This window comes from Stenotrophobium rhamnosiphilum, from assembly GCF_003052265.1.
Lineage (GTDB): Bacteria > Pseudomonadota > Gammaproteobacteria > Nevskiales > Nevskiaceae > Stenotrophobium > Stenotrophobium rhamnosiphilum.
Genome location: NZ_QANS01000002.1, coordinates 451,306 through 473,693, shown reverse-complemented (window position 1 = coordinate 473,693; position 22,388 = coordinate 451,306). Strand labels below are relative to the sequence as shown.

Genomic DNA, 22,388 nt, shown 5'->3' with positions numbered 1-22,388 from the left:
AAATCCCGTGTCCTACCAATACAAAAATGTTTACTGGCTGTGGCTCTCGGCGCTGGTGATCTCGATTGACCAGATCACCAAGCAACTCGTGGTCAAGCATCTGTCTTGGTACGAAGTGCAACCGCTGCTGCCGAATCTGAATCTGGTGCACATGAAGAACACCGGTGCGGCTTTCTCAATGTTCAGCAACGCGCCGGTTTGGGTGTTTGCAGCTTTGGGTGTTGCAGTGAGTGTCGGCATCATTTTGTGGATGCGCAGCAATCCTCGCGGGCAAACATTGGTCGCTACAGCGCTGGCGCTGATTCTGGGCGGCGCACTAGGCAATGTGATTGATCGCGTGACGCGTGGCGCTGTTGTCGACTTCGTAGATTTCTACGTTGGCAACTGGCACTTTGCAGCATTCAACGTTGCAGACATGGCGATTACGCTCGGCGCTGGTTTCATGATTCTGGACATGATCTTGGATACGCGTCGCGCAAAGCCTGTGGCTGAGGTTAAGAACTAACATGGAAATTCTGCTCGCCAATCCTCGTGGTTTTTGCGCTGGCGTTGATCGCGCCATCGAGATTGTTGAGCGTGCGATTGAGCAACTCGGCGCGCCGATTTATGTGCGCCACGAAGTTGTGCACAACCGCTTTGTTGTCGAGCGCCTGCGCAATATGGGTGCGGTGTTTGTTGAAGAGGTCGATCAGATTCCCGATGGCGCCACCTGCATTTTCTCGGCACATGGCGTTTCGCAAAAAGTGCGTGAAGAAGCCGCCGGTCGCAATCTGACGGTGTTCGATGCGACTTGCCCGTTGGTGACCAAGGTTCACATCGAAGTAAAACGCTACTCACGCGAAGGTCGCGAAGTGGTGTTGATCGGACACGAAGGCCATCCAGAAGTGGAAGGCACAATGGGTCAGTTTGATGACGCCCAAGGCGGCCACATCTATTTGGTAGAAACGCCAGAAGACGTTGCTGATCTGCCGGTCAAAAATCCTGATCACATGGCATTTGTTACGCAGACCACGTTGTCGATGGACGACACCAGTCGCGTTATCGATGCACTGCGTGCACGCTTTCCCATGATCCACGGGCCGCGCAAAGACGACATCTGTTACGCCACGCAGAACCGCCAAGACTCGGTTAAAGAATTGGCAGCCGCTTGCGACACGCTGTTGGTTGTTGGTTCGCGCAACAGCTCAAACTCCAATCGTCTGCGAGAGATTGCAGAACAACGCGGCGTGCCATCCTTTTTAATCGATGGCCCAGAAGACATTCGCGCCGAGTGGCTCACAGGCCGCGAAAAGATTGGCGTTACCGCAGGCGCCAGCGCACCAGAAGTGTTGGTGCAGCAAGTTGTCGCACGCATCAAGGAATTGGGCGGCAAGGCTTCGGTTGAAATGCCGGGCCGCCAAGAGCACATCGTTTTCTCACTGCCAGCAGCGCTGCGTAAAGCGGTTAAACCCGCCGAATAGCATGCGTTGCGCCGACGCGTTCGGCTTATGATGGTGTCAGCGGAATAAGGACCCATGCAGACCTGCTCATCTTGCCAAGCTGCCAACCCGGTCAACGCACGATTCTGTAATCAGTGCGGCGGCAAGCTGTCTGCAGAAACCTCTGCGCCACAACCCAATATCGCCAGCTACACCCCCAAGCATCTGGCTGATCGCATCTTCAAATCGCGTTCGGCTATGCAGGGTGAGCGAAAGCGCGTCACGGTCTTGTTCGCCGATATCAAAGGCTCCACCAAGCTCGCGCAAGAAGCAGGCGCAGAAGCTTGGCATGGCCTGCTCGATCGCTTTTTTTCAATTCTGAGCGGTGCTGTTCATCGCTACGAAGGCACCGTCAACCAATACACCGGCGACGGCATCATGGCCTTGTTCGGCGCGCCCATCGCGCATGAAGATCATGCACAGCGCGCCTGTTTTGCCGCACTAGAAATGCAGGCTGAGGTTCGTCGCTTCGCTGACGATCTGCGCTTAAAGAAAGGCCTCAATCTTTCGATGCGCGTCGGCCTAAATACTGGCGAAGTCATTGTCGGTAGCATCGGCGACGATCTGCGCATGGACTACACCGCGCAAGGTCTTACGGTGAATCTTGCCGCGCGTATGGAACACATCTGTGAGCCGGGTCGTGTTTATTTATCGCGCTACACCGCACGAGGAGTTGAAGGTTATTTCCAGCTGCGTGATCTGGGCCGCATGAATGTTGCTGGGCTTGATGAGCCGGTAGAAGTTTACGAGCTAGAAGGCAAAGGCAATCTGCGTACGCGTTTGGATCGCTCACTCGCGCGCGGCGGTTCGCAATTTGTGGGACGTGATACCGAGCTTGCTGGTTTGCTTGCTGCACTGGAACGTGTGCGTGCAGGTGAAGGGCAGGTGGTCGCTGTTGTCGGCAACGCTGGTATTGGCAAGAGTCGCTTGTGCCATGAATTCACCCGCGCTTGTGAAGAGTCCGGTGTTGTTGTGCATCGTTCAACCGGTGTTCCATACGCCAACGCCTTGCCGCTGTTTCCGGTTCAGACTTTGGTGCGCTCGCGTTTAGGTTTGCCTGAACGCGCGAGTTCTTCAGATGTACGCCGCTTGGTTGCGGGTACCTTCCTGCTGCACGACCCGACTCACGTAGCGATTCTGCCGCGTGTATTCGAATTTCTCGGCGCAGTTGATAGCAATGAACGTGTTGCTGAGCCGCCGGCCAATGCAACGGAAAAGATGTTTGAGCTCTTTGCCCAATACTTGCCTTGCAGCGATGAGGTGCAAGTGTTGCTGATTGAAGATCTTCATTTTCTGGATGCGGCAAGCGAAGAGTTCATCGCCAACCTCTGCTCATACATTCGCAAAAATCGCTGCTTGCTGCTGCTCAATTATCGCCCGGATTACATCAGCGAATATTTGATTCCGCATCTCGACGAACAGATCGCAGTATCGGCTTTGTCCGCGCAGCAGCTGGAACGTTTAGCGATTGGTTTGCTCGGAAAAGATGAGAGTCTCAACGGCGTTGCTGCAATGATTCGTCAGCGCGCTAGCGGCAATCCATTCTTTGTTGAAGAGGCGGTGCAGGCGCTGGCGGATTCAGGTCATCTGCAAGGTGCCATGGGCAACTATGAATTGATTCAACCGATTGTTGAGTGGCCGATTCCAGATACGGTGCATGCGCTGCTCGCTGCTCGTATTGATCGTTTGCCGACTGAGCACAAGAGCTTGTTGCAGACCGCAGCGGTGATCGGCCAAGAGTTTTGCCAGAAGACGCTTGCTGAATTGGTAGAAACGCAGGATGAAGAGTTTGGTCATCATCTCTCTGCGCTAGAAGACTCTGGCTTTGTTCAACAGCGTAGCAACGATAACGAATACGTTTTCTGCCATCCGCTGATGCAAGAGGTGGCGTATCAAGCGCAGTTGGAAGCGCAGCGCGCACTTACGCATGCACGTTTGGCCGCGACGCTGGAAGCGCAGAATCCACCCACTGCGCCAACCACTGAAGTAGCGCTGCGCATTGCGCATCACTGGAAATGTGCAGGGGAATTACCCAAGGCCGGTAGCTGGAATCTGCGCTCTGCAATCTGGGCTTCCTCGCGTGATAGTCGCGTGACGGTTGAGCAATTTCGTTTGGCCGCCAAACATCTACTGCAAGGGCCGCAGACACCAGAGATCATCAAGCAACGCATCGCCGCGCGTGCCGGTTTAATTCGCATGGCGCAGTTCACTGAGATCTCGGTAGAAGAAGTCGACGGCGCCTATGCCGAAGCGCGCCAGCTTGCCGATGAGTGCGGCGATATTGCAGGCGCTGCCGAGTTGATGATTTCTTACGGCAACGAGTTAGTGCATTACGGCGACGCAGAAGCTGCCGCTAAGCTTGGTGCCGAAGCAGTTCAACTTTGTTTGCAGCATGGACACGAAAATTTGGTGAAGCGCTTCCGCTTAGCGCTGTTGCTGACGCATAACTCTGCAGGGCGACCTCGTGACGGTATTGCGCTCGTCGATTCCGCCGGTGGTTCGCAGTGGCGCACCGAGCCGATTGGTGAAGACAATTTCATGTCGCGTGGCTTCTATGGCTTGATGCTGACCTGGATGGGCCAGTTGCAAGAAGCTGAAACTAATTTGCTCGAAGCAGCAGCGTTTGCTGCCAAAGAAGATCGATCCGCAAGTTGGATGCACGCCAATTTGGTCGACTTTGCCTGGTTCACCGGGCGACACGAGTTGGCCTTGCTTGAAGCTCGTAAGTCTTATGAGCGTTCTCAGTCGTTTGGCAGCAAGTTCTTCCACGCGATTGCGCTGCGTGCTTTAGGGCTCGCACACAATCTGCGCGGCGAGTACGACAAGGCGATTGAGTTTATGGAACCGGGTCGGCCGATCTATGCGCGTGGCGGTTTGGCGCATCAATTTGAAGCCAACTATCTCTCAGTGCTGTGCGAGTCCTATCGCGGTGCAGGTCGTTTAGAAGATGCACTTCGCACTGGCGAAGAAGCAGTCACTAGCGCGCAGCGATCGCAGTCTCGCGTGTGGGAAATGCGAGCATGGATTAGCTTGTTGGATATGCCCGTCACCGATGCGCTGCGCCCGCGTGCCGAGCAGGGTTTGGAGCGCATGGATTGTTTGATCAAGCAGAGCGGTGCGCTTGGATTTGAACCTTGGCTGATCCGCGCGCAAGCCCATTGGGCCGCTGATGAACGCTTGGCCGCAGAATTGCGTGCCCGGGCTGTGGAATCATTCAAGAAAATTGGGATGAGAACTACAGTGTGATGGCAGGTCGATATGTCGGATCGCCCGAGTGTTTCTATAGATCAACCGATTAAATCATTATTATATAAATAAGAACAAACCTTGGCAGGTAAGATGGCCATAGCGGACAACAAGAATAGTGAAAAGGGGATGGCAATGAAGCGAATCCAAATGCTTCTCGCGCTACTGCTTGTAGCGGGCACGGCACAGGCCAACGATGCGGCGACGGACAAGATCCTCGAATGCATGCGCGGCAATATTCCCAAGATCATGCGTATTCAAGAATTTGAATTGAACGCGTTTGATCCAGCAGGCGGCGAGCGCATGTTGCGTGGTCGTCTGTACGCCAAGCGCGAAAACGATTTGGTTCGCGCCATGGTCAAAATCAAAGCGCCACCTGATCTCAACAATGCAGCGTATTTGGTGCGTGAAGGCGTCGAGCGAGATGACATGTTCATCTTCCTGCCTGCGCTCAATCGCGTGCGCCGAATTTTGGGCGGCACTGCAGACAGTCCTTTGTTTGGCACTGATCTCTCTTACAACGACATCAAGCAAGTGCAGAACGCATTCTCTGGCGGCCCGGTGAAGTTGGAAAAGCCGCAAGCTTTAGAAGGTCAGCAGATGCATGTTCTGGCGATGACGCCAGGCACCGGAACACCGGGCACGGGCACTGGAACGGGCACTGGCACTGGCACTGGCACCAAATCAAATTACAGTTTGATCCGCGCTTGGGTCGATCAAAAAACCTGCGTGGCACTCAAGGTTGAGTTTTATGAAGGCGCCAAGATTCGTAAGCGCCTCTCATCGCCAGTGAAATCGCTTAAACAGGCGGGCGGCAACTGGTATGTGTCGGAAGCGTTGATGGAAGACCTGCACTCCAAGTCTCACACCACGCTCAAAATCACTGGCTTGACCAGCGTCGACAAGCTCTCTGAGCGTTACTTCAACGTCAGCAGTTTCTATACCGCGGACTAAAGCGCTAATTCATGCAAGCAACAGTGGAGTGGCTGGCTAAGCATCCTTATAGGGTCGTGTTGTTTACGACCCTGCTGTCGGTTTTTGCGCTCCTGTTGTGCGTGAACCCGGTAACGATGACGCCGCGCTTGGTGATTGATCCGGCCGTCGAGCATCTGTTGCCAGCAGGCGATGCAGATCGTGCCGTTTCAGATCGCGTCCGCAAAAATTTTGGCGATGCCGATGCGGTGATCGTTGCGGTTAAATTCGAGACTGTTTTCACGGCGCAGAGTCTGGATCGCATTGATCAGATTACCCAGCGCCTACGCGCGCTAGAGGGTGTTAACACGGTCGTGTCGTTGGCGAGTGCGCCGAATCTTCTCGCACAGGGAGAAGATGTTGAGGTCAGTAGCTTTGCTGAACAAGCCAAGAGAGACCCGGCACTCATTGCAGAATTCCCCAGGCAGTTTGCATCTAATCCGCTCTATAACGGCACTTTGCTTTCGCTGGATGGAAAGATCGTTTCGTTTGCACTGGTGATGGGCGATGTGGGTGAAAGCGATTTTATTAAGCGCGATTACCCAACGCAGATTCGTAACATCGTTCGCGAAGTTTCTGGTGATGCAAAAGTCTGGATCACCGGCACACCGATTGCTCGTGCCGCAACGACACAGGCGTTAATCAAGACCATCAAATTCACCATCCCCGCAGTCTTTGGTGTGATCTTGCTTCTGTTGCTCATCGCTTTTCGTAGTCTGCGTGCGATGTTGGTGGCCGCAGCTACTGTAGGCACTGCGCTGTTGTGGACGATGGCTGTCGCAGCATTTCTACACATCCCGATGAATTTGGTGACAGCGATTGTGCCGCCGCTGGTCATTACCTTGGGGCTGTCGTATTCAATTTATCTGCTGTCTGCGTATTTCACTGCGCAACAAGAAACGTCACTCACGACTAAGCCACAGCGAACGGCTTGGCTGATCAATCGTGCATCTGTGGGCTTGCTGCTCTCAGCAGGCACCACTGTGATCAGCTTCTCGGCGCTGCTGTTGAATGCACTGCCAGCGATCAAACACTTTGCAGTGCTGGCCAGTATCGGTTCGGCATTCGGCGTGCTGCTCTCGCTGACTTTCATGCCGGCTGCCTTGGCCATTATTGGCACGACGCACAAGCCGCGATCCATGGGCGAGACCATGTTCGCTAATTGGGCCCATCGCCTGGCGCGCTTCGATCAGAAATGGCGTTTCTGGATTATCACTATCGCGCTGATCATGATTCCTTTGGATCTGATTTTCGCGTCACGCATTCACGCCGGCTCTGAGTTCATCAAGAGCTTTAATGAAAAGGCGCTGGTGCGTACGGATTTTGAAGCGATCAACACCGCGTTCAATGGCGCCAACATGATCTCGGTGCTGATCGAGACGCATGTGAATGATGCGCTGACGGACCCGAGCCTGATCCGCGAAGTCGACGATCTCCAAGAATGGCTGCGTAAACAGCCAGAAGTGGGCGCCGTTGTTTCTTATATCGATCACCTCAAACTGATTCACCAAAGCCTCAACAATAATAGTCCGCTGTATTTCAGCGTGCCGGATGATCCTGCGGCAGTGAAGCAGCTACTGGTTTTTGCCAGCAACGATCAGATGCGACATGTGATCGATTCACGCTTCCGCACGGCTTTGCTCAGTGTTCGTATCAACGTTGATGGTTCCGTGCCTGTTGCCGATTTGGTGCAACGCATAGAGAAACGCATCAAGTTATTGCCGCAACCGTTGAACGCACAAGTGACTGGTAGTCCTGTGCTCGCAACGCGCACCGTGCAAGAAATTGCAGCAGGGCAGTTGGAGTCGATTGCCATCGCAACCTTCGGCATCTGGTTGTTGCTGAGTCTGATGTTCACTTCGATGCGCGCAGGTTTGATTGCGCTGCTGCCGACGGTTGTGCCGGTTGCGATTTATTTTGGAACCTTGGGTCTGCTGAATATCAGTTTGAGTCCAACCACCTGTTTGATCGCGTGTATCGTCATTGGTATCGCGGTAGACGACACCATTCAATACCTCGCACGCTTTAACGCCGATGCTCGTGCAGGCGGCAAGGAAGAGCCCGCAGTGCGTAGCGCATTGGTCAGTGTGTTGCGACCGATCACGCTCAGCACTGTGGCACTGTGCTTGGGCTTTCTCGTATTCACCGGCAGCGAACTGATCACGCAGGTGCAGTTTGGTTTGCTCTCAGCGTTCACATTGTTTGTGGCTTGGTTCATGAACATCACCTTGACGCCTGCGCTGGGCAGTAAGCTGCGCATCGTGACCTTGTGGGATTTGCTACGCCTTGATCTGGGTCAGAGCCCGCAGCACACCATTCCATTGTTCTCCGGTTTATCGCTGCGTCAGGCGCGTGTGTTTGCGCTGATGTCGAAGTTGGAAAACGTTCCCACCGGTAAGCGTGTCATTCAGCAAGGTGATCTCGCACGCGACATCTATGTGGTCGTCGATGGCACGCTCGAAGCTTGGGTTGATAGCCACGGTGAACACAAAGTGCTGTCCACAATGGGTCGTGGTGCGGTGATGGGCGAGGCCGGCTATTTTGGCCAGCGCCGCACGGCCAATGTCGATACCACGACCTCGGCACGTCTGCTGCGTTTCGACTCGCAAGATCTGGAGCGCCTGCGTGTTCGCTATCCATGGATTGCCGCCACCATCTTCCGCAATCTCAATCGCATTCAGGCCGAGCGCATTGCTCGTATGACCTCGATGCTGCAATAGCGCTGCAGGAAATCACCCTTACGCAGTAATCCGGGTTTTCCATGCGTAGCACTGTATAAGGCCTTAATATCCATCTCCCGTCGGGTTGAATCGGTAATTCCCCGCGCCAAGATTTCTATTGATTGGAGCTGCTCATGAGCTTGAAAGGCAAAACCCTATTTATCACCGGCGGTTCGCGTGGCATCGGTCTGGCCATTGCGATTCGCGCTGCACAAGATGGCGCCAATGTCGTCATCGCTGCCAAAACTGCAGAACCGCACGCCAAGTTGCCGGGCACGATTTACAGCTCGGCTGAAGAAATCGAAAAGGCAGGCGGTAAAGCGCTGCCGATTCTTTGCGACATCCGCGATGAGCAGCAGGTGAATGAAGCCGTGCAGAAAACGGTCGACACTTTTGGCGGCATCGACATTCTGGTCAACAACGCTAGCGCCATCAGCCTCACCGGCACGATGCAAACCGACATGAAGAAGTACGACCTCATGAACGGCATCAACGCACGCGGCACGTATATGGTTGGCCGCGCCTGCATTCCGCATCTGAAGAAAGCAGCGAATCCACACATCCTCACGCTGAGCCCGCCGCTGGATATGTCGACCAAGTGGTTCGCACCGCATGTTGCGTACAGCATGGCCAAATACGGCATGAGCCTGTGCACGCTGGCTTGGGCACAAGAATTCCGCAAAGACGGCATCGCCGCCAACTCGCTGTGGCCACGCACTGGCATTGCGACCGCTGCGATTCAAATGATTGGCGGCGAAGCGTTGATGAAGCAGTCACGCAAACCAGAGATCATGGCCGACGCAGCGCATGTGATCCTGACCAAGCCGAGCCGCGAATACACCGGCAACTTCGCCATCGACGATCTCGTGCTGCACGCAGAAGGCATGCGCGACTTCTCGCACTACGCCGCAGTGCCAGGCACCACCAAGTTCATGCCGGACTTCTTCGTGCCAGACGACACCCCGCAGATCTAAGTACGCAGACCAAAGGCGAGGGCGCTAAACTCCTAGCGTCCTCGCCTTTTTATTTCTATGTCTCGCTATCGCCCACCACAAGCCAAAAGCTCGCCGTATATCACTGCGGAGGGACAAGCTCGGCTAAAAGGCGAATTCGATGAACTTTGGCGCGTGCGCAGGCCTGAAGTTGTTCGTGCGCTTTCTGCTGCCGCAGCAGAGGGAGATCGATCCGAGAATGCGGAATACATTTATCGCAAAAAAGAACTGCGTGAGATTGATGCGCGGCTCAAGTATCTGACGCTGCGACTAGAGGAAGTGAAAGTTGTTGATCGTGCGCCTGGGGATCTCAAGCGAGTGTTCTTCGCCGCTTGGGTTGAGGTGGCGGACGATAACGATGATCGCAAAACTTATCGGATCGTTGGATCTGATGAAGTCGATACGTCCAAGGGTTGGATCAGTGTGGATTCGCCGGTGGCGAGGGCTTTGCTTGGGAAGACGAAAGGGGATGTGGTGCAGGTGGCATTGCCCGGTGGCGAGAGTGAATTGGAGTTAGTGGCGATTCGCTACGACTAACGTGTTTTTTCGTCGTGCCCGCGTAGGCGGGTATCCAGTTTTGCTTTTGTCTTTTTAGCTACTGCCTGTTCTTCTTTGAAGTGTCGTGTTTCGCGCTGTGGCGCGAGTGACTTTTCTTTGCGTGCCCAAAGAAAAGTAACCAAAAGAAAGGGCACCCTGCGACTACGCCGGAACAAAAGCGTTCCGGTTCCCTGCGCTTCTCGCATTGATCGGGGTGCGTGACAGGCCATCCGTGGCCTGGCACGCACGCTCGGCTCCTGCCTCGCCCGACGCAAGCGTCGGCAATAACCGATCAGTGCTGTGATGCTCGGCGTTGTCGAAGGGAACCCGGTAAAGCAAAGCCACTTGTACATCGCATTAGCTAGCGAGCGAATGAGCCGTGATACAGCTCTTTATGCGGACAAAAGTGCCGCCAACACTTTTACTGCTCTCAAGATATAGAAGCGGCCATTGAGGAGACTCTCTCCGTATTCACAGCAAGAGTCGCTTTGCTTTTGATGTCGGGTCCCTTCGGCAGCGCCGAGCATCACAGTCTTGTCCGGTTATTGCCGCGCAACGACGCGGGCGAGGCAGGAGCCGAGCGTGCGTGCCAGGCCATGGATGGCCTGGCACGCACCCCGGTCAAGACGAGAAGCGCAGGGTACCCGCGCAGCTTTATCGTGCGGGCGTAGACGCAGGGTGCCCTTTCTTTTGGTTAGCTTTTCTTTGGGCACGCAAAGAAAAGTAACTCGCGCCTCAGCGCGAAACACACCATCTCCAAGAACAACAGGCAGTAGCTAAAAAGACACAAAGCAAAACTGGATTCCCGCCTACGCGGGAATGACAGCAAAAGAAAAGTAACTCCCGCCTCAGCGCGAAAGACGCCACATCAAAGCACAACAGGCAGTAGCCATCAAAGTTCACAAGTAGCCAGAAGCCTACAACTCCCATCCATGCGCACTGCTTACAGATGATGAGCCCAGCGAATACGCTCGACTAAGCCGAGCACAAATTGCTCGGCTCAATTTTTATCTCATCAGAAAAGGAAAGCTGATCATGAATCGTAAGTCGTTTGCTGCGGCCGCTCTGTTGTTTATCGCTGCGGCACCAGCCGCTCATGCCGCAACAAATGCGCCTGTGGCAATCAGCCCAGTTGTTGCCTTGTTGGGCAGCTTGCCTGTGTTGGGTCCAACCGTTGTGAATGTGGTTGGCTTGGTTGGTGGCGCTGTCAGCGTGGTGCCAGTTGCTGGCCCCCTGCTTGGTGGCGTTTTGGGTGCGCCGGTGAATGTCGGCGGTGGTCTCCCAGGTTTGCCGAGTTTGCCGTCGATTAGTCCGCTGACTGGATTGTTGGGCACGCTACCAGTAGTGGGGCCAACGGTTGCGAATGTAATTAGCGTGGTCAGTGGTGTTGTGAGTCCCGTACCTGTTGTTGGCCCCTTGGTCGGCGGCATTTTTGGTGCGCCTGCGGGCGTCGGCGGTAACTTGCCGGGCTTGCCGCTCACTCCGGGATTTATCAGTGGCTTGCCGCTTGTTGGCCCCTTGCTTGAAGGTACGCTGCTAGGCGGTTAAGTATTCTTCGTCGCTGAAATAAAAAAGCCCCGGCAAATCTGCCGGGGCTTTTTTGTTGAAGCCATTTTTTTTACTTCTTGGCAAATAGTTCTTTGAAGAAATCATTCATCAAACGGAACGCACGCTGTGCAACAACCGGGTTGTAATCCGCCTTGCCAACCACATGCGCATCCGGATCGCTGAAGGAATGCACTGCGCCGCCAAACTTCACGAGTTCCCAATCCACTTTCGCATCACGCATTTCTTGTTCAAAGGCGGCGACTTGCTCGGCGGGGACAAAAGGGTCATCGGCGCCATGTAGCGCGAGAACCCTGGCGGTGATGGTTTTGGATGCTGCGCCTGCAGCTGGGCTCAAGCCGCCGTGGAAGCTGACCACGCCTGCGATGTCATTGCCGCTGCGTGCGAGTTCCAGAACGTTGGTGCCGCCAAAGCAAAAGCCAATCGCGCCGATGCGCTTGAGATCAATCGGGGCTTTGCCAGCTTGTGCCTTCAGAACTTCCAGCGCTTTCTCAATCCGTGCGCGCATCGTCACAGCATCGCCATAAAGGAGTTTCGATGCGGCGCCTGCTTCGTCGCTGTTCTTGGGTCGCGCGCCAGCGCCATACATATCGGCGACAAAGATCACGTAGTCCTTACCTGCGATCGCTTGCGCTTGTTTGAACGCGGCTTCAGTGGGCCCCATCCAATTCGGTGACATCAACAGTCCGGGGCGCAGTTTTTTGGAGGCGTTGTCATAAATCAAACGACCTTCAAATTTCTGATCGCCAATTTCATAGCTGACAGCTTTGCTGACTGGGGCGGCAAGAGTAGGCATGGCGATGAGGCTCAGCAGTGAGGCGAGCATGGGAACCAGCAATTTTCTGGACACGGCGATTCTCCGGAGAAAAATTCTAATTACTTGGCTGTAGGCAACAGGTCTTTGAGCACGCGCCAGCCGCCATCAATCGACCAGACGTTGGTGTAGCCCATCTTTTGCAGATTGTCCGCAGCAATGGCCGAACGGAAACCGCCGCCGCAATACAGATAAAGAGGCTCATTTCTGTCGGGGTGCTTGGCTTCGATGTCGCGCTCAATGATGCCTTTACCCAGCCATTCCGCGCCGCTCACATGCCCGGCGGCATATTCACTTTCTTCGCGGGTGTCGATTAGTTTGACCGCTGAGTTCTGGGTCAGCAGCTGCGGTATTTCGTCGGCTTGGATTTCTTTGATGCGGGTCTTGGCGTCGTTGATCAGCGCCATGAAACCGGGGGAGTGAGCAGACATGTCGATTTCCTAGTTTTTGTACAGATGTGGAACGCTATCACATGATAGATTAAGGCCAAGCAATTCAATCTATAAAGAATCATGACCCGACCGACTATTTTTATTACCGGCGCGGCTGCCGGTATTGGCCGTGCCACTGCTGAACTATTTGCCGCCAGAGGCTGGTTTCTGGGACTGTACGACGTCGATGAGGCGGGTCTGCGGGTTCTGCAGGAGCGCTTTGGCGCTGACAACTGCATCATCGGCAAACTCGATACCACCGATGTTGAGACTTATAAGTCTGCACTCGAGGCGTTTTGGAATGCCTCCGGTTTCCAACTCAATGTGCTTTTCAACAACGCCGGCATCGCTTCGGTTGATGATTTCGAAAATATTCCCTTAGCCCGCCATCACCGCACGGTTGAAGTGAATCTCAATGGCGTGATCAACGGCTTCTATTTGGCGCTGCCTTATTTGATCCGCACGCCCGATGCCCGAGTCATCAGCATGTGCTCGGCTTCCGCCATTTATGGCGCGCCGAAACTCACTGTCTATTCTTCAACTAAATTCGCAATCCGTGGTCTGACCGAGTCACTCAATGTTGAGTGGGATCGCCACGGTATCCGCGTGATGGACATCATGCCGCTGTTCGTGAACACGCCGATGGTGCGTCAGTTTGAGAGCCAGCCAGAGTCCGCCAAGAAAATGGGCGTGCGTCTCACCGCCGAAGATATTGCAGCGGTGGTGTGGAAGGGCGCGACGCGCCCCGCATGGATGACGCCGGTGCACTACTACCCAGGTTTGCAGACTTTCCTGATGCATCTGCTGACCAAGATCACGCCGTCGTTCCTGAACCGCATCGTCGTTAAAAAACTTTCCGGATACTGAGAGCACGGATATGGGATACCCCGTCGTTTTTATTCATGGCATGTGGTGCACCGGCGCTCACTGGAAGCGCGTCACCGATTTGATGGCACCGCGTGGTTACGACTGTCACGCGATCACTTTGCCGGGGCATGAGCCCACGGCCGATCAGCCGATCACGGTGGGGCCGCTGAGTCTGAAGAGCTATGTGGCTTACATCGAAGACTACATCGCACGCCAAAACTTTAAGCAGCCACCCATCATCATTGGTCACTCGATGGGCGGTTTGTTGGCGCAGCAAGTTGCGGCACGTACGCGGCCCTTGGCACTCGTACTGCTGACACCTGCGCCACCGGCCGGCATCTTGGCGCTGTCGTGGACCAACATCATGGCCTTCTGGCGAGTGCTGCTGGCTTGGGGCGGTTGGCGCAAACCACATAAGCCGTCATTTGAAAAGACGCAATCGTACGTGTTCAACACCGTGCCACAGGAACAGCATCGAGCAGGCTACGAATCGATGGTGCATGAGTCTGGCCGCGTGGTGTACGAGATCGGTTTGTGGCCACTCGATTTCACGCGTGCTTCAGAAGTTGATGAAACCGCTGTGCGCTGCCCGGTTTATGTGGTCAGCGCTGAGAAAGACAAACTGACGCCACCGAAAGTGGTGCGCAGAGTCGCTGCTTTGTATCCGGCAGCGTCACAACGGTATTACTTGAATCGTGGTCACTGGGTGATCGACGACGAAGAAACCGAGGAGATGGTCAACGGCATCATTAGTTGGCTGCGTCCTTTTGAACACCGAGTGACTCGCGGTTCATGAACGCTTCACTGCGTCACATGCGCCAATGAGCGCCTTATTGCGTTAGACACCGCGTGCGGCGGGTCGAGGAGATGGAATGTTTTATAAAAATAGACCAAAAATAAAACAAAACAGGGCCAAAGGATTGGCAAAGCGAGGGGGATCAAAATCCCCTGCTCGCGGCTGGTCTTACTTTGTTTTGCTGGTCTTGTTGACGGGCAGCGTTGAGCTGATCGCGCAAGCGGCAGATCCTGTGGGCCAAGCGATTGATGCCTCGCAGGCTGCGAACAATGCCTCCAAAGCTTCGCAGCAGCGTGTGAATAGCACCGATGACCAAACCAAGCAGATGCTTGAGCGTTATCGCGCCGCGACATGGCAGGCGCAGCAGCTCAATGTTTATGCGCAGCAGCTAGAAGAAATTGCGGGTCAGCAAGACACTGAAAAAGTTTCGCTGCAACGCCAGCTCGTCGAAATGGACAACACCGACCGCGAAATCATGCCGCTGATGTTGCGCATGCTCAACAGTCTGGAAAAATTTGTCTCGCTAGATTTGCCTTTCCTCAAGCAAGAGCGTCAGGACCGCATTGCCTCGCTCAAGCGCTTGATGGCTGATCCGGAAGCCAATACTTCTGAAAAGTACAAACGCATTCTCGAAGCGTATTCAATCGAAGCCGACTATGGCCGCACGCTCGGTGTTGAGCGCGCAGATGTCGATGGCAAGGTTGTCGACATTCTTCACGTCGGTCGCACTGCGCTGTTCTTCCTCAGCATTGATGGCGATGCAGCAGGCCGTTGGGATGCCAACGCAGGCAAATGGGAAAAGTTGGACCATGGCTATGTAAAGAGTGTGCGTCAGGGTATGCGTATTGCTCGTGAACAAACGGCGGCGGATCTGCTCACCTTGCCCATGCCAACTCCGGCGGGAGCAGCCAAATGAAAAAACTTTTCATCATTGCTGCACTGAGCTTTAGCGCGGTTGCACAAGCGGCACCGCAGGGCCTCGACGAACTTCTCAAGCAAGTGCAGCAGGGCAGTCAGGCCTCTGCAAAAATGAATGCGGATCGTGAAGCACGTTTTCTGCGTGACAAAAACGAACAAGCCGCGATGCTACAAAAAGCAGAAGCAGATTTGGCTACAGCCAATGCACGCATCTCGCGCGTCAAAGGTCGCTACGACGCCTCGCAAGCTGAAATCAAAGCGCTGAAAGAAAAGCTGCAGACTCGCGTCGGTGATACCGGCCAGATGTATGCTTCAGTCCGTCAGGCCGCTGGAGATTTCCGCGGTGCCGCCGCTGGTTCACTCGTGACTGCGCAGTATCCAGAGCGTATCGAACTGCTTGAAGATTTGATGAAGGGCACCGAACTGCCTAGCGTCGCCAAGCTGGAAAAGTTCTGGTTCTTGCTGCAACAAGAAATGACGGAAGGCGGCAAGGTTGCACGCTTCTCCGCCGAGATCGTTGATGAAGACGGCGCACGTGCAAAAGCAGATGTGATTCGTATCGGCGTGTTTGATGCGTTTGCTGATGGCCAGTATCTGGCCATGCAAACAGACGGCTCCTTGTCTGTGTTGCCGCGTCAGCCGGGTCACGGCGCAACCGGTCTCGCAAAATCATTTGCCAAGAGTGACGATCCAATCGAACCGATCATCGTTGATCCTTCGCACGGCACTTTGCTCGCATTGGAATCTGCTCGCCCAACCATTGGTGAGCGCCTCCACATGGGCGGCTTCGTCGGTTACGTCATCATCTTCATTGGTCTGGTCGGCGCAGCGATTGCGGCTTATCAGCTGACCTTCCTGATCAAGGTCGGACGTTTGATCCATATTCAGCTCGCAAATCTTCGTCAACCAAATCTCGACAATCCGCTGGGCCGCGTACTGGCATGCCTCACAGATGAAATCAGCGCAGATCCAGAAGTGGTTGAGCTGCATGTGTCAGAAGCCGTGCTGCGTGAAACGCCGAAGATCGAACGCTTCCAAGGTTTGATTCGCTTGATCGTTGCGGCAGGTCCTTTGCTAGGCTTGTTGGGCACCGTCATCGGCATGATCGAAACCTTCCAGGTGATTACGGAAGTAGGCGCGGGTGATCCGAAAGTGATGGCGGGCGGTATCTCGCAAGCCATGATTGCCACCGTGCTGGGCCTCGGCATCGCGATTCCTTTGTTGTTCGTGAACACCTTGCTGATGTCGCGTTCACGCGCACTCGTGCAGATTCTCGACGAGCAAAGTGCGGGCATGCTCGCACAGCGCATGGAGACGGCGCGTGCTGCCAACGCTCATTGAGGCGGCGTCAGTCCGTGATACACGCACTGTCCAGAAATCGAGCCTTCTCTCGATCAAGTATGGAGTGGCCGCCTCAATGAAACAGGGCATAGTTTTTATTGTTGATCCAGCCACCGGCTCCGTGCTTAACGGTTCGATGTGAGCTGATCGATGAGCCTTGCTCAAAATTTTGGTGGCTGGATCAACAATGGCTGGGTAGTGAACGGCCTAACTGCGCCGTTCCGCTCGATTCAGGATTTCTTTGATGCCGGTGGTCCGGTGTTGTGGCTGATCTTTGCCGCAGCGCTGGTGATGTGGACGCTGATCATTGAACGCTGGTGGTATTTCCGCGAAGTGTTTCCGCAAGAGCAAGAACGTTTGCGTCACGAGTGGGGCCATCGCACCGATCGCCAATCTTGGTACGCACGCCGTGTGCGCGCCATGTTGATCTCGCAGGCCAACGTCGCGATGGGCGCGACCTTGCCGATCATGAGCGTGGTTATTCCCATGTGTCCCTTGCTAGGTTTGCTCGGCACCGTCGGCGGCATGCTGGAAGTTTTTGATGTGATGACCATCCAAGGCACTGCCGACGCAGGCACCATGGCCAGCGGTGTTTCACACGCGATGGTTGCAACCATGTCTGGTCTGGCGGTGAGCTTGTCCGGAATGTTCTTTGTTCACCATTTTCAAGCGCGTGTAGCGCGCGAGACAGAGCGGCTTAATGACGTTCTCGCTTACGAGGAAGGCTAATGCGTATTCGTAGACACGTTCATCAGCAGGAAGAAACCGGTATCGACTTAGCGCCGATGCTGGACTTCGTTATGAACCTGCTGATCTTCTTCATCATCACTGCCGCGTTCATCAGTGAGTCCGGCATCCGCGTGAATCGTCCAACAGCGCAGACCGCAACCAAAGAAGATCAAGCCAATGTGTTTATCGCCATCAGCGCCAACGGCGAAGTCTGGATTGATCGTCAGCATGTCGATATCCGTTCTGTGCGCGCCAATGTTCAGCGCCTCAAGGCGCAGCATCCCAAGATCACCGTCGTTATTCAGGCAGATAAAGATGCACGAGCAGGGTTGATGGTGGAAGCGATGGACCAGGTGCGTCTTGCGGGCGTTAAAGATGTCGCCATCGCTGCACAGCCATCGAAGTGATCTGATCCAGTGAAGTTTGCTCTTCCAAAAATACCTGCGCTCCGCCGCGCGTTCACCGAACGGCGCTGGCTCAGCTCGTTTATCAGCGCCTTGATGGTGGTGTTGGCATTGTTCTGGATCATGCAGCGCATCATCAGCGCGCCAGAAGGTCAGGGCGAAGGCGAACTCGTTCTTGAAGGCATTAATGTCGTTCAGGCAAAAGCCGAAGCCCCGCCGCCGCCAGACGAAATGTTCAAACCAGATTCTGCGCCGCCTCCGCCACCTTCAGCGCCTCCAGCTTTAGCGCAGCCCAACATGCCGACGGTCGATATGCCGTTGGTTTCCGTGAGCACCACAAACATTGGCTCGGTGAGTGTGCCGGTGACTTTGGGCTCCGGCAGCATGAGCTTGGGTGGCAGTGGCGTGTTCGGTGGATTCGCGGGTGGTCGCGGTACAGGCAATGGCGGCGGTGGTGGCGGGTATGGCACTGGCCAAGGCTTTAAGGGCAAACCACTCGTTCCAATTTCTACCGCACGTCCGCAGATGCCGGAGTGGGCTTGTAAGAAGAATATTAAAGGTTGGGTCGAAGTCGTTTTCACCGTGATGCCCAATGGCCGCGTACAAGACGTAAAAATTGTTGATGCCGATCCACGCGGTGTTTATGAAGCCGCAGCGATTGAGAGCGTTGGAAATTGGATTTACGAAGCATCCAAGATCGCTCGCGAAGTAAAACAGCGCGTGGATATGGACCCTGCTGACTGTGCGTACAACTGGCGATGAACATGCCAATACGCGCCTTCACTCATCGTTATCGTGTTTGCCTTGCGGCATTGCCACTGTTGTTGAGCTCTTCGTTCGCGATGGCCGATCAGTATCGCAGCGAAGTGCGAGAACTCAGCGCACCTCCGCCAAAAGCTGTGCAGCAAAGTGCGCAACAGCAATTGCAGAATGTGACCGATCCTTATGCCAAGTCGATGCTGCTGCGCGATTTGGCTTCTGCTGCCGCCGCTAAAAAAGATTACGCAGGCGCCGCCAAATATATTGAACAAGCGCTGAAGCTGGGTGGGCTGTCTGGCCCTGCCGTTGAGCAAATGAAAAAAGACTTGTCGCAGATTTATTTGGCGACAGGTAATTACAAAGATTTAGTGCCGCAACTTGAGGCACAGGTCAAAGCAGGCAACGCCGCAACCGAAACCTTGATTGCACTCGGCGCCGCTTATGTCGACAAGAAGCGTTTCAAGGAAGCCGTGCCTCTGTTGCAGAAGGGCATTGCTGGCACCAAGACGCCAGACATTTCGTGGAAGCGCGCATTACTCGCCGCCCTGATGGGTTCAGGCCAAGATAAAGATGCACTGCCGATGGCAGATCAAATCGTGCGCGAAGATCCGACGCAGGGTGATGACTGGATGCGTCTGGCGGCACTCACGCTCAAATACGGCAGTCGCGATCGCGCACGTGCTGTGTTGGAACTGGCCAGTCGCATGGGCTTCATCAAGACGGAAGAAGATCGTCTGCGCCTCGTTACGCTCACTGCACAACTTGGCGCGCCGTTCGAAGGCGCATCCACCATGCAGCAGTGGATGGATAAAGGTCAGATACAAAAAACCGCTGCAACTTGGAAAACACTCGCTGCGATGTGGATCAACGCGCGTGAATCCAGCTTGGCGATTCCTGCTTTGGAACAAGCGATCATGAAAGCCCCAAGCGCTGAGCTGTATCAGCAGCTCGGCCAAATGCGTATGTATCGCGAACAGTATTCCGATGCAGCACAGGCGTTTCAGCAAGCCGTGGCGATGGGTGCCAAGAGTGGCCCAGTGTTGATGACGCTAGGTATGGCGCGTTATCAGCAAGCGGATATTGATTCTGCATTGCAGGCATTTAGCGCTGCGCAAGATTTCCCCCAGACGCGCAAGTTGGCTGAGCAGTGGGTTAAATATTTGCAGTCGGGCAAGGCGCGCGATCAGGCGCTGGCCGCAGCAAAAGATCGTAAACAGCATGATGGCGAAGTCACGCTGAGTGATCGTTTGCTCGGCGGCACTGTTAGCGTTACTGCCGGTGAAAGTAGTGGCACACCGACGCAGGGCAGAGCAGTCGCCAGCGGCGATCTCACTCCGGTGGGCGCTGACAAGAGCGGCAATGCAGATGGCACCATTCCAGCGTGGACCGGTGGCATCACGAAAGCACAATGGCCCGCAGCCATTGCAGGTGGACGCATTGCTGATCCATTCCCCGGCGACAAACCGCTTTATACGATCACTGCCGCCAACGTGCAGAAATATCGTGACCGCTTAAGCAAAGGACATCTCGCACTGTTCTCGCGTTATCCCGACTACACACTGCCGGTGTACACAACGCGTCGCAGCGTCAGTTATCCGCAAGCGATTTACGATGCAACGAAGGCGAACGAAGGCAAAGCAAAGCTCGCAGGCTCCGATGCATTAGAAAACGCACGTTTAGGCTTCCCATTCCCGCAGCCACAAAACGGCGTCGAGATCATGTGGAATCACCGCGTACGCTTCCGTGGCAACAGCGCGGTCATGCAAACGACTCAGGCCGTCATCCGGCCAGATGGCAGCCTTGGGGAAAATCTCAAGCAGACTGAGCGTGTACTCAATCGTTACGCCAACACGAAAGACCCCGCCAATCTCAGCAGCGAAAATATTCTGCTGTATTACCTGACGTGGTTTTCAAAATCGAAAACCGGCGTGGATTTCTTGGCGCTCGTGCATGAAAGCGCCAACTCGCTCAAGCAGTCACGCAACATCTGGGTAGCCCCACCGCGGATTCCCAAGATGTTCCGCATTCCGCCCGTAGGTTACGACCAGCCATTCCCCGGCTCGGAAGCCATCATGTTCATCGACATGGTGGATATGTATAACGGCGCGTTTGACCGCTACGTGTGGAAACTCACCGGCAAACAGGAAATGTATCTGCCGTACAACAGCTATCGCATCAGCGATGGCCGTTACAAATACAGCCAACTACTAACGCCAAAACATTTCTACCAGCCTGCAACACGTTATGAGTTGCATCGCGTGTGGGTCATCGAAGCAGTCGAACGCGACGGTAAAAAGCACACCTTCGGCAAACGCATGTTCTATGTCGACGAAGACAGCTGGAACATCGTGCTAGTCGAAAACTACGACCGCAGCGGCAACCTCTGGCGCTTCCAAGAAGGCCACCTGTTACCCGTATACAGCATCCAAGCCGCTAATAGCGCACCAACGATTACTTACGATCTCAAAGATGGCCGCTACTTTATAAATCGCTTGTTATCAGAAGACGTGCCAGCGCAATACGATGTGCCGATGAAGCCAGGTGAGTTCACTTCGGATTCGGTTAAGGCGAGGTATGTGCACTGATGCTTTAGCGATGGAGCTCAGAGCGTATTGCTTTACTTGGCGTATCTTCTGACTTAAATGCTGCTTTTTTATTATTTAAATTGTGTTTAGGTTGCTATGGCCGAATCTCCCAAACCGAAACGAGCCGATGGTCAAATAACTGGCCTTGCGGGCGAGTTATTTGTTGCCGCTGAGCTTCTAAAGCGTGGGTTGCAAACGTCCGTCACCTTCGGCAACGCTAAAGCGATTGATCTTTTAGCATATAACTCGTCTACGGATAGAACGTTCGCAGTGCAGGTAAAAGCACTACGTAGCCGCAACTTCTTTTTAATCAGTCATCTCAAAGTTGTTGCGAGCCACGTCTACGTGTTCGTCCTCCTCAACAAGCCGGGCCAAGCCGTTCAGTATTTTGTGGTGCCCGGCAGTGACCTTGTGAGCAGTCCAGAACGTTTCGCCAAGTGGTTTCTTGATCCTAAGATGCCTGGCATCCAACCAAAAACATTTGAACAACTTGGCTACGAAAATGCTTGGGGCATCTTCGATTCCGCAACATAACAAGGTGTTCAAGCGGGCGGGCTACGCTTCCGTTTAACTTGAGCGTTAGGGGCCGCTGCAATGCACATTCAGCACAATATGGAGTTCGCTGTGATTAAAATTCTGGTTGTCGCGCTTGTATCTTTATTTATGTCTGGCTGCGCCGTTGCCCCAGAGAAGTTGGCTGATTCTCAGCGCGCAGAGCGTATTGTTATCAGCGACAAAATATCTACGGTGGCATATCGAGGGATGCACGTTAGATGCGAAGAAGGCGCATTGCCTGGTGTATATGCAGCTTGGAAAGAGGACGACGATGGCGTTTACTTCTTTGGTCCCGATCGCTCGATTTGGAGTACGAATGCCGCAATCCAACCGGTACCTCGTCTATGGAAAGGAGGAATCTATTTGCCCAATAATCCTTCTGAAGCACCGCGCTTTTTCTTTATCTTTGAAACTGAGATCCACACAGCGGACAATATAGACGCTTATGTTCTACAGCGAATGACGGCGCCCTCTCCCGGCATCAGTGCCGGAGCAAACATTGCAGGGAATGCCATCGGAGGTGCGCTCGTTTCGGCGATGATTCAGTCGGATGTTGGAAAGATCGTGAAAGTGCCTGCCATTGAGGACTCGACGACTGCGCAGCGGATACTCAATGCTCGAAAGCCGATCCAATCCGCACCTTGATGCAGGCCTCAAGTGCATTAGACCGGGCTTGAT

The 22,388-nt window shown here is 54.4% G+C and carries 20 protein-coding genes; 18 read left to right on the top strand and 2 right to left on the bottom strand.

The features are described 5' to 3' along the window. Positions 1-7 precede the first annotated feature (7 nt). From lspA to CJD38_RS06075, 8 genes are all read left to right on the top strand, one after another. Positions 8-505, top strand: a complete 498-nt coding sequence (lspA, locus tag CJD38_RS06110; RefSeq protein ID WP_107939420.1) for a signal peptidase II — start codon at positions 8-10, stop codon at positions 503-505. Between the two features lies 1 nt (position 506). After that, on the top strand, positions 507-1,460 hold the full coding sequence (gene ispH / locus CJD38_RS06105; RefSeq protein WP_107939419.1) for a 4-hydroxy-3-methylbut-2-enyl diphosphate reductase: 954 nt from the start codon (positions 507-509) through the stop codon (positions 1,458-1,460). A gap of 54 nt (positions 1,461-1,514) precedes the next feature. After that, entirely contained in the window at positions 1,515-4,724 is a 3,210-nt protein-coding gene (locus CJD38_RS18975) for an adenylate/guanylate cyclase domain-containing protein (RefSeq protein WP_107939418.1), read from the top strand. 135 nt (positions 4,725-4,859) lie between these two features. Next, the gene (locus CJD38_RS06095; RefSeq protein WP_161554173.1) at positions 4,860-5,678 is read left to right on the top strand and encodes an outer membrane lipoprotein-sorting protein; all 819 of its coding nucleotides are present in this window, start codon (positions 4,860-4,862) and stop codon (positions 5,676-5,678) included. 11 nt (positions 5,679-5,689) lie between these two features. Further along, a complete protein-coding gene (locus tag CJD38_RS06090) occupies positions 5,690-8,416 on the top strand; it encodes an MMPL family transporter (RefSeq protein ID WP_240783544.1) in 2,727 nt (908 codons plus the stop codon). 134 nt (positions 8,417-8,550) lie between these two features. Continuing rightward, positions 8,551-9,390, top strand: a complete 840-nt coding sequence (locus tag CJD38_RS06085; protein ID WP_107939416.1) for an SDR family oxidoreductase — start codon at positions 8,551-8,553, stop codon at positions 9,388-9,390. A gap of 57 nt (positions 9,391-9,447) precedes the next feature. Beyond that, entirely contained in the window at positions 9,448-9,945 is a 498-nt protein-coding gene (greB, locus tag CJD38_RS06080; protein ID WP_107939415.1) for a transcription elongation factor GreB, read from the top strand. A 1,035-nt stretch (positions 9,946-10,980) separates the two neighbouring features. Next, on the top strand, positions 10,981-11,493 hold the full coding sequence (locus CJD38_RS06075) for a hypothetical protein (protein WP_107939414.1): 513 nt from the start codon (positions 10,981-10,983) through the stop codon (positions 11,491-11,493). A 70-nt stretch (positions 11,494-11,563) separates the two neighbouring features. Here the strand turns inward: CJD38_RS06075 and CJD38_RS06070 are convergent, their stop codons facing one another. Together CJD38_RS06070 and CJD38_RS06065 are read right to left on the bottom strand one after the other, a co-directional pair. Next, on the bottom strand, positions 11,564-12,361 hold the full coding sequence (locus CJD38_RS06070) for a dienelactone hydrolase family protein (protein WP_206362899.1): 798 nt from the start codon (positions 12,359-12,361) through the stop codon (positions 11,564-11,566). A 26-nt stretch (positions 12,362-12,387) separates the two neighbouring features. Beyond that, positions 12,388-12,756 (bottom strand): rhodanese-like domain-containing protein, encoded by a 369-nt coding sequence (locus tag CJD38_RS06065; RefSeq protein ID WP_107939413.1) that lies wholly within the window; start codon positions 12,754-12,756, stop codon positions 12,388-12,390. An 81-nt stretch (positions 12,757-12,837) separates the two neighbouring features. Here CJD38_RS06065 and CJD38_RS06060 point away from each other — a divergent pair, with 81 nt between their 5' ends. The 10 genes from CJD38_RS06060 to CJD38_RS06015 all read left to right on the top strand — a co-directional run bounded on the left by CJD38_RS06060 (position 12,838) and on the right by CJD38_RS06015 (position 22,355). Beyond that, positions 12,838-13,623: an SDR family oxidoreductase gene (locus CJD38_RS06060; protein WP_107939412.1), complete on the top strand. Its 786-nt coding sequence runs from the start codon at positions 12,838-12,840 to the stop codon at positions 13,621-13,623. A 10-nt stretch (positions 13,624-13,633) separates the two neighbouring features. Beyond that, positions 13,634-14,419, top strand: coding sequence for an alpha/beta fold hydrolase (locus CJD38_RS06055; RefSeq protein ID WP_107939411.1), 786 nt, complete (start codon positions 13,634-13,636; stop codon positions 14,417-14,419). Between the two features lie 124 nt (positions 14,420-14,543). Beyond that, positions 14,544-15,335, top strand: a complete 792-nt coding sequence (locus CJD38_RS06050) for a DUF3450 domain-containing protein (RefSeq protein ID WP_240783543.1) — start codon at positions 14,544-14,546, stop codon at positions 15,333-15,335. Next, positions 15,332-16,678, top strand: a complete 1,347-nt coding sequence (locus CJD38_RS06045) for a MotA/TolQ/ExbB proton channel family protein (protein WP_107939409.1) — start codon at positions 15,332-15,334, stop codon at positions 16,676-16,678. Before CJD38_RS06050 ends, CJD38_RS06045 begins: the two co-directional genes overlap by 4 nt. Positions 16,679-16,828: 150 nt before the next feature. Beyond that, positions 16,829-17,407, top strand: coding sequence for a MotA/TolQ/ExbB proton channel family protein (locus CJD38_RS06040; RefSeq protein ID WP_107939408.1), 579 nt, complete (start codon positions 16,829-16,831; stop codon positions 17,405-17,407). Beyond that, positions 17,407-17,814, top strand: coding sequence for an ExbD/TolR family protein (locus tag CJD38_RS06035; RefSeq protein WP_107939407.1), 408 nt, complete (start codon positions 17,407-17,409; stop codon positions 17,812-17,814). Before CJD38_RS06040 ends, CJD38_RS06035 begins: the two co-directional genes overlap by 1 nt. 9 nt (positions 17,815-17,823) lie before the next feature. After that, positions 17,824-18,573, top strand: coding sequence for an energy transducer TonB (locus tag CJD38_RS18765; protein WP_146165934.1), 750 nt, complete (start codon positions 17,824-17,826; stop codon positions 18,571-18,573). Positions 18,574-18,575: 2 nt separating this feature from the next. Beyond that, positions 18,576-21,155, top strand: a complete 2,580-nt coding sequence (locus tag CJD38_RS06025; protein WP_107939405.1) for a DUF1329 domain-containing protein — start codon at positions 18,576-18,578, stop codon at positions 21,153-21,155. Between the two features lie 96 nt (positions 21,156-21,251). Beyond that, positions 21,252-21,689, top strand: a complete 438-nt coding sequence (locus tag CJD38_RS06020) for a hypothetical protein (protein ID WP_107939404.1) — start codon at positions 21,252-21,254, stop codon at positions 21,687-21,689. Positions 21,690-21,749: 60 nt separating this feature from the next. Beyond that, positions 21,750-22,355 (top strand): hypothetical protein, encoded by a 606-nt coding sequence (locus CJD38_RS06015; RefSeq protein ID WP_107939403.1) that lies wholly within the window; start codon positions 21,750-21,752, stop codon positions 22,353-22,355. Positions 22,356-22,388 lie beyond the last annotated feature (33 nt).

Bases quoted from the DNA above. Each gene is read 5' to 3' on its own strand.
- ispH (WP_107939419.1), top strand. From the start codon at position 507: ATGGAAATTCTGCTCGCCAATCCTCGTGGTTTTTGCGCTGGCGTTGAT.
- CJD38_RS18975 (WP_107939418.1), top strand. From the start codon at position 1,515: ATGCAGACCTGCTCATCTTGCCAAGCTGCCAACCCGGTCAACGCACGA.
- CJD38_RS06095 (WP_161554173.1), top strand. From the start codon at position 4,860: ATGAAGCGAATCCAAATGCTTCTCGCGCTACTGCTTGTAGCGGGCACG.
- CJD38_RS06090 (WP_240783544.1), top strand. From the start codon at position 5,690: ATGCAAGCAACAGTGGAGTGGCTGGCTAAGCATCCTTATAGGGTCGTG.
- CJD38_RS06085 (WP_107939416.1), top strand. From the start codon at position 8,551: ATGAGCTTGAAAGGCAAAACCCTATTTATCACCGGCGGTTCGCGTGGC.
- greB (WP_107939415.1), top strand. From the start codon at position 9,448: ATGTCTCGCTATCGCCCACCACAAGCCAAAAGCTCGCCGTATATCACT.
- CJD38_RS06075 (WP_107939414.1), top strand. From the start codon at position 10,981: ATGAATCGTAAGTCGTTTGCTGCGGCCGCTCTGTTGTTTATCGCTGCG.
- CJD38_RS06065 (WP_107939413.1), bottom strand. From the start codon at position 12,756: ATGTCTGCTCACTCCCCCGGTTTCATGGCGCTGATCAACGACGCCAAG.
- CJD38_RS06060 (WP_107939412.1), top strand. From the start codon at position 12,838: ATGACCCGACCGACTATTTTTATTACCGGCGCGGCTGCCGGTATTGGC.
- CJD38_RS06055 (WP_107939411.1), top strand. From the start codon at position 13,634: ATGGGATACCCCGTCGTTTTTATTCATGGCATGTGGTGCACCGGCGCT.
- CJD38_RS06045 (WP_107939409.1), top strand. From the start codon at position 15,332: ATGAAAAAACTTTTCATCATTGCTGCACTGAGCTTTAGCGCGGTTGCA.
- CJD38_RS06040 (WP_107939408.1), top strand. From the start codon at position 16,829: ATGAGCCTTGCTCAAAATTTTGGTGGCTGGATCAACAATGGCTGGGTA.
- CJD38_RS06035 (WP_107939407.1), top strand. From the start codon at position 17,407: ATGCGTATTCGTAGACACGTTCATCAGCAGGAAGAAACCGGTATCGAC.
- CJD38_RS06025 (WP_107939405.1), top strand. From the start codon at position 18,576: ATGCCAATACGCGCCTTCACTCATCGTTATCGTGTTTGCCTTGCGGCA.
- CJD38_RS06020 (WP_107939404.1), top strand. From the start codon at position 21,252: ATGGCCGAATCTCCCAAACCGAAACGAGCCGATGGTCAAATAACTGGC.
- CJD38_RS06015 (WP_107939403.1), top strand. From the start codon at position 21,750: ATGCACATTCAGCACAATATGGAGTTCGCTGTGATTAAAATTCTGGTT.